We start from the raw sequence: 12739 nt of genomic DNA on the forward strand, positions 1-12739 counted from the left end.
CTAACCCACGGTCTGCGGGATCAGTGACGGCGCGGGGTGCAGGTTGCCGTCCTCGCCCTTCAGGCACGCCGCTGCCTGGTCGTTGGTGGCGAGGAACTCGCTCAGGCAGCGTGCGAACTGCTGGTGCCCAGCGGCATTGGGGTGGAACGACTCCTGGATGGCGTGGGTGGCGCGCTCCACCGCGGTCAGATCGTCCCAGCGCACCGTGAACCGGGTGAACCACTCGGTGCTGGCATCCGCGCCGCCGGAACACGCCTCGTGCCCGTCGCCGGCGCGGGACAGGTCGAGGAACCGCGCGCCCGCACGCTGGGCCACGTCCCGCAGGCCCGCCGACAACGAGGCCGCGCCCGTCTCCTTCACCCACCGCAGGTCCTCGGTCCGGAACGGGCAGCCGTTGAGGTTGCGCAGGTTCTCCGGGATGTCCGGCCCGATCGGCGACGCATAGGACTGCAGCACCAGCTCGTAGTCCTCCCGGTCATAACCGGCGTTGCGCAGCACCGTCCTGATGTCGTCGAGCGCGTCGACGACCTTCGGCACCATCTTCTCGATGCGGGACGCCCAGTCGTCCGTGATCTGCTCGCTGCACGGATCGCCGCTGTCCATGAACCATGAGGTGAAGCATTCGGAGATCAGCCGGGAGAAGTGCGGGTCGTCGTTGGCGCCGACCGCGACCACGACAGCGGCCACACGATGGGTCTTGACCAGCTGCGCCAGCTGCTGTGCCTGCGACGGTTCAGTCCACTGCTCGACCTCGCCCAGCGCGACCTGCCCCGCGGGTGCCCCCGAACAGGCGAGGTTGACGGACTTGACGATGCCGGGGGCCTTGACCTCATGCACGAGCGCGAGCGGGGAACGGTGGCACCAGTTGCCGTCGCGGCCGTCGGTGTCGGCGGTGTACTCGCCCGCGCCCTCACCGGAGATCGTGCTGTCGCCGAGCGAGACAATGGTGAGCGGTCCCCGTCCCGGCGGTCCCGGTGGCTCGACCGGTTGCTGGCTGTCCCTGCCGATGAGAACGAACACTCCCACGAGGAGGGCGACTCCAGCGAGCGCGAACCCGGTGAGCCACCAGCGAGATCTGGCCATTGGCACCGAGTGTAGGAGAAAACCGTTCGTCTTCGCCGACGCCGTGGTCCGATACTCGAGCCCCAGCTCACCGAAAGGACGGCCCGACTGTGGTGCGTGGCAAGCAGGTACTGATCTTCGACGCCGACGACACGCTCTGGGAGAACAACATCCTGTTCGAGCGCGTCATCGACGACTTCCTCGACTGGCTCACGCACCCGACGCTCGACCGCGACCAGCTGCGGGCCATCCTCGACGACATCGAGCGGGCGAACACCGCGGCACACGGCTACGGCAGCAAAGTGTTCCTGCGCAGCCTCGGCGACTGCGTGGCGCGGCTGCGGGAGCGGCCTGCCACGAGCGCGGAACTGCGGCGCATCGAGGAGCTGGCGGTCGCGCTGGTCGAAGGCAGCGTCGACCTCATTCCCGGTGTCGCCGACACCCTCACCACGCTCGGTGAGCGGCACGAACTGCTCCTGCTGACCAAAGGGGACACCGAAGAACAGCAGCGCAAGCTCACCGCGTCGCAGCTGGAGCGGCACTTCGCCGGAGTCCACATCGTCGGGGAGAAGAACGTCGACACCTACCAGGCGCTGTCCGGCGAGTACGGGTTCGTCCCCGAGCGCACGTGGATGATCGGCAACTCGCCGAAGTCGGACATCCTGCCCGCCCGCCGGGCCGGGCTGGGCGCGGTGTTCATCCCCAACGAGAACACCTGGGTGCTCGAACACAGCGAACTGGACAGCTCCGATACAGGGGTGCTGCGGCTGACCGCCTTCCCGGAGCTGCTCCAGCACTTCTGAGGCGGGGCATGGGGTTGTCAGTTTGATTTGACATTCTGCGGATGTCAAATCAAACTGACACCATGAGTGTTGATCGTTTGGTATCCGCGTTGGCGTCCGATGACCCGGCGACCGGGTTGTGGGCGGTGCTGGCGCTGCGTCGGCTGGCCGAGCGGGTGGAGGCCAATCAGGTCGCCGCGGCCCGTCGGGCGGACTGGTCCTGGCAGCAGATCGGGGACGCCCTGGGCGTCACCCGTCAGTCCATCCACGTCAAGTACGGAAAGTGAGGCACTAGTGGCGAGGTTCAAGCCGCAGGTCGGTATGGGCCAGGTGTACTTGGACGCCAATGCCGAGGCCGTGCGCAGGGGCGACCGCAAAGTCGGCACCGAGCACGTGCTCTTGGCGCTGCTCGGTGATCCGGGCTCGGTCACCGGTCAGGCGTTGGGGGTGAGCCTGATTGAGGCGCGTGAGGTGCTGGAGCGACTGGATCGAGACGCCTTGGCGTCGGTGGGTGTCCAGGCGGCCTATGCCGGGCCGGTCTTTCCGGGCCGGGAAGATGATCGCCTCCCACTGACTCCGGCGGCCAAGACGGTGTTCACCGGGCTGCGCACACAAGCAGGCCGGGACCGGATCGGCGTTCACCACGTCCTGCTCGGTCTGCTGGCCCGTACCGGTCCGGACCCGGCTGCCGTGCTGTTGGACGCGCTCGGCGTTGAGCGCCCTGCGGTGCGCGCTCGTCTGGGTCAGGGGTGAGAGCCGATGGACGCTGCCGCGGTTTCGTACGAGACGGGCTCGGTGACCTCCCTGGACGGCACCGTCATCGGCTACCGCCGGTTCGGGAGTGGACCGGCGGTGGTGCTGATGCACGGGTCGATGATGGCCTGCCACAACTTCATGCGGCTGGGCGCGGCGCTCAGCGGCGATTTCACCGTCTACCTGCCCGATCGCCGCGGCCGCGGGATGAGCGGCCCCTGTGGGCCCGACTTCACCCTGCAGCGCGCGGCCGAGGACGTGGGGGCGCTGATGGAACAGACCGGGGCGCGCAACGTCTTCGGGCTCAGCGCCGGCGCCGTCCCGGTCCTGCAGTGGGCGCTGACCTGCCCCCAGGGATACAAGATCGCGGTATATGAGCCACCACTGCCGGTCAACGGTTTCTCCCCTGTGGCGTGGTTGCCCCGCTACGAGCGGGAAATGGCCCAAGGGCGACCGGCGGCCGCGCTGGTGACCGTCGCCAAGGGCACCAAGGACTCGCGGCTGATCGAAGCCCTGCCCCGGGCCGTGCTCGTCCCGCTCATGGGTGCGGGGTTGCGGGCCCAGGCCCGGCAGGCCGACGGCGACGTCACCCTGAACGATCTCATTCCCACCATGAGCCAGGATGCCCGGCTTGTGCTGAACGCCACCGGACTGATCACGGCGTCCACCGCCATACAGGCCGAGGTCCTGCTGCTCGGCGGCAGCAAGAGCGCACGCTGTTTCAAGGACGCACTCGACGCCTTGCACGCCACCGTCCCGCACGCCCGCCGGGTGGAACTCCGCCGCCTGGGGCACCTGGCCGCCGACAACGGCGGACATCCCGGCCGTGTCGCCCACGCCCTGGCCGACTTCTTCGCCGACGATCACCCATTGCCGCATCGACAGGACGCGCGCTGACCTGCGGCTTGCCTCTCTCTGGCTTGCTTGGTCCGTGCGCCTGAGACGCAGCTCGGTCAACGACTCGCCGTGCGGGCCCACCAGTCCTGCCCCGCGGCGGGCAGTGTGGAGATCGGGTCGTAGTAGGGGTAGCGGCGGCGCAGCGCGTCGGGATCGGAGTGTTCGATGCCGGTGCGGTAGTTCTTCGTCCAGTACGAGATACCACGTTCGCGGTCGTACTCGGCGAGCTGGTGCACCCAGCGCTTGCCGACATAGGGCACGTCGCACACGAGGCGCGGTGTCGCGTAACCGGGCAGGTAGCCCATGATCGCGTGCTGCAGCTCCTGCGCCTCCCACACCGCCAGCCGCCAGTGCTCGGCGTTGGGGATCATGTCGCACAGGTAGAAGTAGTACGGCAGGATGTTCGCCTCGCCCTGCAGGGCGAAACACAGATCCAGCAGCTGCGCCGGTGTCGCGTTGACGCCACGCAGCAGCACGCCCTGGTTGCGCACGTCCCGCACCCCGACCTCGAGTGCGGTACGCGCGGCTTCGGCAACGAGCGGCGTCACCGACTGCACATGGTTGACGTGGGTGTGGATCGCGAGGTTGACCCCGCGGCGGCGGGCGGTCCCGGCCACCCGCGCGAGCCCCTCGACGACCTTGGGCTGCAGCCAGTGCTGGGGGAGTCCGGCGAGCGCCTTGGTCGCGAGGCGGATGTCCCGCACGGTCTCGATGTCCAGTAACCGCATGAGGAACGCCTCGAGCTGGTGCCACGGCACGTTCGCGACGTCACCACCGGACACGACGACATCCCGCACACCGGGTGTGCGGCGCAGGTAGCCGATCATCGCGTCCTGCCGGTCGACCGGTTTGAGCGTCAACCGGTGCTTGTCGACCTGCTCGGTGGAGTTGCCGACAAGGTCCATGCGGGTGCAGTGCCCGCAGTACTGCGGGCACGTGGAGAGCAGCTCGGCGAGCACCTTGGTGGGGTAGCGGTGGGTGAGGCCCTCGACGACCCACATCTCCGCCTCGTGCAGTGAGTCGCGTTCGGCGTGGGGATGGCTCGGCCAGGTGGTGTCGCGATCGCTGCGGACCGGGAGCATGTACCGGCGGATCGGGTCGGCGTAGAAGGCGTCGGTGACGTCCTGCCGGTCCGTACCGGCGTGCGGCGCCATGGTGTTGAGCATCTGCGGCGGCAGCAGCATCGACATCGTCGCCAGCTCGCGCTGGTCGGCGGCGAGGTCGTCGTAGAACTCGTCGGCCACCAGATCGCCGAGCACGGCGCGCAGCTGCTTGATGTTGCGCACGCAATGCACGCGCTGCCACTGGGCGTCGCGCCATTCGGCCTCGGTGACGTCCCGCCAGCCAGGGAAGCGGCGCCAGTCCGGTTCGGTCAGCTCGGCGCGGCGGTAGTCGTAGGGCTGCTCGCGGGTGTCGGTAGCAGGTTCCTGGATCGCAGTCACTTCTGCTCCTCATGTTGGGTTGCTCGCAAAAATATCCTGCCATAGCGCATGAACAATGCAAATATTCCCGCCACGTTGGTCCTGGCAGACTTCTCGACGTGAGTAGCAGCGAGACCACGCTCCTGGTAGGCGGACGCATCCACGCACCGGGCTCCCCGGATGCCACGGCCATAGCGGTCAGCGACGGCACGATCGTGTGGGTGGGACATGACGGGCCCGGCCGCGCACTGCATCCGGATGCCGAGGTGGTGCCGCTCGACGGCGCGTTCGTGGCACCCGCCTTCGTCGACGCCCACGTGCACGCCACCGCGACCGGACTCCACCTCACCCGGCTGGACCTCACCGGTGTCCACGACGCGGACGCGCTACTGGCCGCCGTCCGCAACGCCGTCACACCGGGCGAAGTCCTCATCGCGCACGGCTGGGACGAATCGGCATGGCACAGCGCCCGGCTGCCGAGCAGGGCGGAGCTCGACGAAGCCGCCGGTGGGGTCCCCGTGTACCTGAGCCGGGTCGACGTTCACTCGGCGCTCGTTTCCAGCGCACTCGTCGCACTCGCACCCGAGGCGCACGATGCTGCCGGCTGGTCGCCCGACGGCCCGCTGACGCGCGAGGCCCACCACCGGGTCCGCGCCGCCGCGCGCGCCGCCACCACCGCCGGCCAGCGACGCCGCGCACAACAGGCGTTCCTGGCCGCGGCCGCCGCCGCCGGCATCGTCAGCGTCCACGAATGCGCAGGCCCGAACATCTCCGGTGAGCAGGACTTCAGCGACCTCATGGCGCTGGCCGCCCAGCCGGGCACGCCCGAGGTCGTCGGCTACTGGGGCGAGCTCGGCGCCGTCGAGACCGCCCGGCGGCTCGGCGCGCGTGGCCTGGCCGGTGACCTGTTCGTCGACGGCGCACTCGGATCCCACACCGCGGCGCTGTGCGAGCCCTACGCCGACCACCCACACACCAGGGGTGCCCAGTACCTAGGCGCCCAGGAGATCGCCGAGCACCTCGCCGCCTGCACCGAGGCCGGACTGCAGGCGGGGTTCCACGTCATCGGCGACGCCGCCGTGGCGGAGGTCGTCGAAGGGTTCCGCCTCGCCGAGCAGACCGTCGGCAGGCGGGAGCTGGTGCGCGGCGGCCACCGCCTCGAACACGTCGAGATGATCGACGCCGAGCAGGCCGGTGCGCTCGCAGGCTGGGGTGTCACGGCATCCGTCCAGCCCCAGTTCGACGCACTCTGGGGCGGCGAGGACGGCATGTACGCCACCCGCCTGGGGGCCACCAGGGCTGCGCGGCTCAACCCGTTCGCGATGCTCGCCGGCGCGGGCGTCGTGCTCGCGTTCGGCTCGGACGCCCCGGTGACGCCGCTGCAGCCGTGGGCCTCGGTCCGCGCCGCTGTGCAGCACCACACCGCGGGTGCCGGGGTATCGGCGCGCGCGGCGTTCAACGCCCACACCCGCGGCGGCCACCGCGCCGCCGGCAGCAACGACGGTGTCACCGGAAGCCTGATCCCTGGGGCGCCGGCACACTACGCCATCTGGGAGGCAGCGGATCTCGTCATCGCCACACCCGACTCGCGGGTGCAGCGCTGGTCGACCGATCCACGCGCGCGGGTACCCGGCCTGCCGCCACTGGAGCCGGGCGCGCCACTGCCGCGCTGCCTGCGTACCGTCCGGGCAGGTGAGGTGATCTACGAGCATTTCACGGCTTGCTCCTAAGAGGTTGCGCGGATAGGGGCTGTCGTTGCGAGCGGGGATCAGCGCGCTGGCCCCGCGCAGCAGACATTCGCCCTATCCGCGCGACCTCTAAGCTGTTCGGCGTGACCGCCGCGGCCGAAGTGCCCACCACGTCCACCGCGCCCCCCGAGCCCACCGCCCGCGGGCGACGTTGGCCCCTAGTGCTCGGCAGGCTGGCACTCGCGGTCGCCTCCGGACTCGTGCTCTACGCCAGCTTCGCCCCACGGCCCCTGTGGTGGCTGGCGCCGCTGGCGTTCACCGGGCTCGGACTGGTGCTCTACGAGCGCAGGGTGTGGGCGAGCGCCGGATACGGAACGGTGTTCGGGCTCGCGTTCTACCTACCGCATCTGATGTGGATCCAGAACTTCCTCGGCGAGGACTTCGGCTCCGCGCCGTGGCTGGGGCTCTGCGCTGTACTGGCCGTCTACGTCGGTGCAGCGTGTGCGCTGATGCCGTTCGCGGCCCGGCTGCCCGGCGCGCCGGTGTGGCTCGCGCTGGTCTTCCTGCTGCAGGAAACGGCCAGATCACAGTGGCCTGCCAACGGCTTTCCGTGGGGCCGGATCGGGTTCAGCCAGCCCGAGGGCGCCTATCTGTCGCTGGCTTCGGTCGGTGGCGCGCCGCTCGTCGGGTTCGCCGTGGTGGTCACCGGCTTCGGTCTGGCGTGGCTGATCATGCGGATCCGGCGGGACGGGCTGCGTCCACGGCGGGCCTGGCTCCTGCCGGCGTGCGCGGCGGTGGTGCCGCTCGTCGCGGGGCTCGCGGTGTGGCCGACCATCGGCACCGGCGCCGAAGCCGGCACCCGGACGGTGGCCGTGGTGCAGGGCAACGCGCCCGACATCGGGCTCCGGCTGCTCGGCAGGCGGGACGTGATCCGGGCCAACCACCTCGCCGAGAGCGACGACCTCGCCGCACGCATCCGTGCCGGCGAGGTGCCCAGACCGGACCTGGTCGTGTGGCCGGAAACAGCCACCGAGTTCAACGGCACCGACCCCACACTCGACACCATGGTCGACCGGTTCGGCGTGCCGGCACTGCTCGGAACCGCCTACCGGGCACCGGACGGCAAAACGGAGAACTCCGTCTTCGTCTGGCAACCCGGCGCGGGCGCAGGCGAGCACTACAGCAAGCAGGAACTCGTGCCCTTCGCCGAGTACGTGCCCATGCGCTCGATCGCGCGCTGGTTCACCCCGTTCATCGACAGCACCAGGGACATGCGCTGGGGCACAGCGCCCGGCGCACTGGACATCGCCGGGACACGCGTGGGGCCGGTCATCTGCTACGAGGTCGCCTACGACTACGTCGCCCGCGATGCCACGAACATCGGCGCCCAGCTGCTCGTCGTGCCGACCAACAACGCGTGGTACGGCCCGGGGGAGATGAGCTACCAGCAGCTCGCCATGTCGCGGCTGCGCGCGGTCGAACACGGCAGGGCGGTCGTCGTGGCCGCCACCAGTGGGGTGAGTGCGATCGTCCAGCCGGACGGTACCGTGACGCAGCAGACCAGCCTGTTCACCGCAGCGTCACTGGTGGCCGACGTGCCGCTGCGGGAGCAGACTACGCTGTCGGATCGACTCGGTGCGTGGACCGAGTACACGCTGGTGGGGGCCGCACTGCTCGCGGTGGGTGCCGGCGTCGTGCTCCGGCTGCGCACGCGCCGCGCGGGCGCCGACGACACGCAATAGAAGGGGAGCAGCATGGCGGAGGGCACGCAGCATCGGGACCAGATCGACCCCGTGCTGGTGATCATCCCGACCTACAACGAGCGGGACAACCTCGCGCCACTCCTGCGGCGACTACACGCGACGCTGCCGCAGGTGCATGTGCTCGTCGTCGACGACGGCAGCCCGGACGGCACCGGCGAGCTCGCCGACAAGCTCGCCGCCGACGACACCCGCGTTCACGTGCTGCACCGCAGCGAAAAGGCCGGCCTCGGCGCCGCCTACATCGCAGGGTTCCGCTGGGGCCTCGACCGCGACTACCAGACGCTCGTGGAGATGGACGCCGACGGTTCGCACGCGCCGGAGGACCTGCCGCGCATCCTGGACGCACTCGGCCATGCGGACCTGGTGATCGGCTCCCGGTACGTGGCAGGTGGGGCGGTGGTCAACTGGCCGCTGCGCCGCCAGGTGCTGTCCCGCGGCGCCAACATCTACGCGCGGCTGGCGCTGGGCATGCGCGTCAACGACACGACCGCGGGGTTCCGGGCCTACCGGCGTGAGGTGCTGGAGAAGCTGGAGCTCGGTGCGGTGGCCTCAGCCGGGTACTGCTTCCAGATCGACCTGACCTGGCGCACGGTGCAGCAGGGCTTCGACGTGGTCGAGGTGCCGATCACGTTCACCGATCGCGAGGTGGGGGAGTCGAAGATGAGCGGCTCCATCATGGGTGAGGCTGCCCTGAAGGTCGCGCAGTGGGGCCTGCAGCGCCGCGCCGACCAGCTCCGGCGTCTGTTCAGTGCTGAACGGAAAGCGCCCCGCTGAAGCGAGAAGCGTGGCGGGGCGCTGTGACGATCGTCCGTCGGGTTCAGCAGTACTTCCAGCTGCCCGAACTTCCCCAGGAGCAGGAGTCGATCAACGCGCCCCTGCTGTTGCGCAGGTAGGCGGCGTCGCCGGTGTTGTTCCAGACGTACGAGGTACGGCCCCAGTAGCGGTTGTTCGCGTTGTTGGTTCCCTTGCCGGTGCGGACGTAGAGCGTCTGCCCCGGGCCGATCTTCGTGGTGGGGAACCGGTAGATGTGATTCTGCCTATCCCGCAAGGTCCAGCCGGTGACGTACTTGGTGACCTTCGTGGTGTTCTTGAGCTGGATGTACTCGGCGTTGAGGCTGGCATTGCTTCGGGTGTCGGGCCCCGGCGAGTTGTAGTACGCCCGGTAGATCATGACACCGCCCGCTGCCTGAGCAGGGGCCGCGCTGAGGCCGGTCAGCAACGCAACCGCGACGGCCGTCAGCACGGCCATGGTTCTCTTCCGCATGGACTGTCCCTTTCGGAGCTGATCAACGCACCCGACGTCGTCCGCGGAGCCGGAGTCGTTACAACAAGCCACCTCGGGCGAACGCTGCTACCTGTCTGAAAGCCTTTCCGGACGGCACTACCTCACACCCAGGCCGCGCGAATGGAACGTCTTCTTTCCCCAAGGCCACCTGAGTTGCGTTGAACGCAACCAAGGTGGCCTTGGGGGACAACAGCAAGGAGCCCCCGCGGCGGGAGGTCGCGGGGGCTCGCTGCTGCTTCTTCGGTGGGAGCGGCGGCGTTGCTGTGGCTACGCCCGGCTGCCCCGTCGGCCCTTGAGCTCGGCCAACCGCTCGTTGAGCAGTTCCTCGAGCTCGGGGATGGAGCGCCGTTCGAGCAGCATGTCCCAGTGCGTCCGCGGAGGCTTGACCTCCTTGGGTTCGGGCTGCCCGCCGTCCACGATCTCCGACTCAGTGCCGTGCAAACGGCATTCCCACACGGAAGGGATCTCGGCGTCGTCCGAGAACGGCACTTCGAACTCGTGGTTCTTGGGACACGAGTAACGCACGGTGCGCCGGGGGGCGAGGTCGTGATTGCGGTCGGTCTCGTAACTAACCGCTCCCAACCGGCTTCCACGGAGAACACGGTCGGCCATGATGGGTCCTTTCAGTCGGCTTCCGGCCGGAAGCCAGGGCGATGCTCACCCTGTGCAACGACGGAAGGAGTCCGGTGATTCCCCGAACGTCATGTCGTTGTTCACTGATGAGCTGTGTCACCCGCGGGAACAGCTTTCTTAACAGGGAGAGCTTCGCATCCTCCCTGTGACGCGCACATGCCTCTCTTCTTGGGGATATCCCCCACTTGGGCTAGGTTATGTCGCCACTCAGGTCAGCCGGAGCTGGCCTTGCGGACCTGCGGTCGGGCCCAGATCGCCGAGACGGAAGTGGCGACGACAAAGTACCTGGTAACGCACTGTAGTTGTTTCCGTCTGCGTGCGTGTCGGTGCTGAATTCACCTCAGCGGCTGACTCCGTGTCGGCGACGAACACGGTGTCGCCGCTGCGCAGCACCTCACCGTCCCGCACACGCGCGTTGAACCGGCCAGGCAGGCCGCACCAGCACAACACCTCGACCTGTATCGGCTGCAACTCGTCGGCGAGCTCGAACAACCGCTGCGCACCGGGGAACAGCGCGCTGCGGAAATCGGTGGCGATACCGAAGCAGTACACGTCGATCCGCGCCTCGTCGGCGAGCTCGCCGAGCTGCTCGACCTGGGCGGGGGAGAGGAACTGTGCCTCGTCGACGATCAGATAGTCCAGGTGCCTGCCCTGCGCCCACGCGTGCCGGACGACGCTGCGCAGATCGGTGTCCGGCGCCACCTCCATGGCCGTGCGGGTGATGCCGATCCGGCTGGTGATCTGCGGCGTGCCCGATCTGTCATGCCGGACCAGCAGCAACCCCTGCCGGCCCTGCCGCGCGAGGTTGTGGTCGATCTGCAATGCCAGCGTGGACTTGCCGCAGTCCATCGGGCCGTAGCAGAACTTGACTCTGCCGACGACGGGCAGCTCGCGGCGCGAGCCCCACATGGGAACCGGCGAGAGCGCGTCGGTCGGGTCGGGATCCTCGATGTCCAGGGCGGTCACGTCGGAGGACCCTAGCTCGCCGCACCACTACAGCACGGCAGGCTCTCGGTTACCGGCCGCCGCGATGGCCCTTCTCACAGGGACCAGCGCCACGAGTACGAACCCGACGACGAAGAAGATCACCAGTGCGATGATCGCGTAGCGGAACGAACCCGTGGCGTGACCGATCCCGGCGAACAGCAGCGGCCCCAGCCACGAGGTGCCGCGCTCGCCGATCTCGTAGAGGGAGTAGTACTGCGCTTCCTTGCCCGCCGGGATCATCTGGCTGTAGAGCGAGCGGGACAGGGCGTTGGTGCCGCCGAGGACGAGCCCGATGCCCACCGCCACGGCGTAGAACTGGAACTGCTGGCCCTCCTCGATGAAGTACGCGAAGGTGACGACCGCGATCCAGACGACGAGGCTGCCCAGAATCGTCCTCTTGGCGCCGAACCGCCGCGCGGCAAAACCATGTGCCATACCACCGAAGTACGCCACGAACTGGATCACCAGAATCGTCGCGATGAGCACCTCGTCGCTGAAGCCGAGCTCGTCGGAACCGTACTGCGCCGACACCGTCACGACGGTCGAGATGCCGTCGGTGTAGATCAGGTAGGCGCCGAGGAAGGCGAGCGTCAACGGGAACGCCCTCGCCGCGCGGAACGTGTCCCGCAGCTCGCGGAACCCGGCGCCCACGACGGCCAGTCCACGCTCGGCCGTCTCCGGCCCCGGCCGCTCCCGCAGCCGGCGCAGCGGGATGAGGGTGAACAGGGCCCACCAGATGCCGGAGCTGAGGTAGCAGATCCGCACCGCCGTGGACTCGCTGATCCCGAAGGAATCCCTGCTCAGGTAGAACGCGAGCTGCACGGCCAGTGCGATACCGCCGCCCAGGTAGCCGAAGGCCCAGCCACGCGCCGACACGGCATCCCGCTCGTCCGGCGTCGCGATGTCGGGCAGGAACGAGTAGTAGATCACGATGGAGGCGCCGTACCCGATGCTGGCGATGATGTAGAGCACCACGCCCAGCTGCCAGCGCCCGTCATCGAGGAAGAACAGCAGTGCCGTCGCCCCGGCGCCGATGAACGAGAACAGGCCCAGGATGCGCTTCTTGTACTGACTGCTGTCGGCGATCGCGCCGGTGATCGGCAGCACCAGCACCTGCAGGATGGTGGCGACCGACAGCAGGTAACCCCACAGTGAGCCGGCGGGGAACTGCAGGCCGAACAGCGAGATGTCGCAGTTCTGCAGGGTGCTCTCGGCGCCCTGTGCGTCGACGCAGGGTGTAGGGCCGTTACGTGCGACGTCGGCCCTCGCCGCGTCGGCCGCGACCGAGCTCATGTACAGGGCGCCGAACACGGTGATGACCGACGTGTAGTACGTCGAGTTCGCCCAGTCGTAGAAGTACCAGCCACGTTGCGTACGCACGCGCTCGCGAGTGTCCGCAGGCGCCGAGCTGTGCGAGGTGGTCATGCCGGGCTCCCTGCGCTGTTCTGGTCGGGGTCAGCGGACAGTA

Annotated in this window: 13 protein-coding genes; 7 read left to right on the plus strand and 6 right to left on the minus strand. The window is 68.8% G+C overall.

Features of this window, described 5'->3' with window-relative positions; genetic code table 11:
• Positions 1–1083: a GDSL-type esterase/lipase family protein gene (locus ABZ863_RS03880; RefSeq protein ID WP_358530818.1), complete on the minus strand. Its 1083-nt coding sequence runs from the start codon at positions 1081–1083 to the stop codon at positions 1–3.
• Between the two features lie 89 nt (positions 1084–1172).
• Between ABZ863_RS03880 and ABZ863_RS03885 the strand changes: the two genes are divergently transcribed.
• From ABZ863_RS03885 to ABZ863_RS03900, 4 genes are all read left to right on the plus strand, one after another.
• Complete coding sequence (locus tag ABZ863_RS03885) at positions 1173–1865, plus strand: HAD family hydrolase (RefSeq protein WP_358530820.1); 693 nt, start codon at positions 1173–1175, stop codon at positions 1863–1865.
• 62 nt (positions 1866–1927) lie between these two features.
• Entirely contained in the window at positions 1928–2131 is a 204-nt protein-coding gene (locus ABZ863_RS03890; RefSeq protein WP_358530822.1) for a hypothetical protein, read from the plus strand.
• A gap of 7 nt (positions 2132–2138) precedes the next feature.
• Positions 2139–2597, plus strand: a complete 459-nt coding sequence (locus ABZ863_RS03895; protein WP_358530824.1) for a Clp protease N-terminal domain-containing protein — start codon at positions 2139–2141, stop codon at positions 2595–2597.
• Between the two features lie 6 nt (positions 2598–2603).
• A complete protein-coding gene (locus ABZ863_RS03900; protein ID WP_358530826.1) occupies positions 2604–3494 on the plus strand; it encodes an alpha/beta hydrolase in 891 nt (296 codons plus the stop codon).
• Between the two features lie 56 nt (positions 3495–3550).
• Here ABZ863_RS03900 and ABZ863_RS03905 read toward each other — a convergent pair whose 3' ends face one another.
• Entirely contained in the window at positions 3551–4936 is a 1386-nt protein-coding gene (locus ABZ863_RS03905) for a lysine 2,3-aminomutase (RefSeq protein ID WP_358530828.1), read from the minus strand.
• Positions 4937–5034: 98 nt separating this feature from the next.
• Between ABZ863_RS03905 and ABZ863_RS03910 the strand changes: the two genes are divergently transcribed.
• The 3 genes from ABZ863_RS03910 (at position 5035) to ABZ863_RS03920 (ending at position 9140) form a co-directional block, all read left to right on the plus strand.
• A complete protein-coding gene (locus ABZ863_RS03910) occupies positions 5035–6645 on the plus strand; it encodes an amidohydrolase (RefSeq protein WP_358530830.1) in 1611 nt (536 codons plus the stop codon).
• A 101-nt stretch (positions 6646–6746) separates the two neighbouring features.
• The gene (gene lnt, locus ABZ863_RS03915) at positions 6747–8345 is read left to right on the plus strand and encodes an apolipoprotein N-acyltransferase (protein ID WP_358530832.1); all 1599 of its coding nucleotides are present in this window, start codon (positions 6747–6749) and stop codon (positions 8343–8345) included.
• A 12-nt stretch (positions 8346–8357) separates the two neighbouring features.
• On the plus strand, positions 8358–9140 hold the full coding sequence (locus ABZ863_RS03920) for a polyprenol monophosphomannose synthase (RefSeq protein WP_358530834.1): 783 nt from the start codon (positions 8358–8360) through the stop codon (positions 9138–9140).
• A gap of 43 nt (positions 9141–9183) precedes the next feature.
• Here ABZ863_RS03920 and ABZ863_RS03925 read toward each other — a convergent pair whose 3' ends face one another.
• From ABZ863_RS03925 to ABZ863_RS03940, 4 genes are all read right to left on the minus strand, one after another.
• Positions 9184–9630, minus strand: a complete 447-nt coding sequence (locus ABZ863_RS03925) for a lamin tail domain-containing protein (protein ID WP_358530836.1) — start codon at positions 9628–9630, stop codon at positions 9184–9186.
• Positions 9631–9918: 288 nt separating this feature from the next.
• Positions 9919–10263, minus strand: a complete 345-nt coding sequence (locus ABZ863_RS03930; RefSeq protein ID WP_358530838.1) for an RNA polymerase-binding protein RbpA — start codon at positions 10261–10263, stop codon at positions 9919–9921.
• 228 nt (positions 10264–10491) lie between these two features.
• Complete coding sequence (locus ABZ863_RS03935) at positions 10492–11250, minus strand: thymidine kinase (protein WP_358530840.1); 759 nt, start codon at positions 11248–11250, stop codon at positions 10492–10494.
• A 27-nt stretch (positions 11251–11277) separates the two neighbouring features.
• Positions 11278–12696 carry an MFS transporter gene (locus tag ABZ863_RS03940; RefSeq protein ID WP_358530841.1) on the minus strand — a complete coding sequence of 473 codons (1419 nt, stop codon included), beginning with the start codon at positions 12694–12696 and terminating at the stop codon, positions 11278–11280.
• Between the last annotated feature and the right edge of the window lie 43 nt (positions 12697–12739).

This window comes from Saccharomonospora sp. NPDC046836 (genome assembly GCF_040645195.1).
In the GTDB taxonomy this organism is placed as follows: Bacteria; Actinomycetota; Actinomycetes; order Mycobacteriales; family Pseudonocardiaceae; genus Prauserella_A.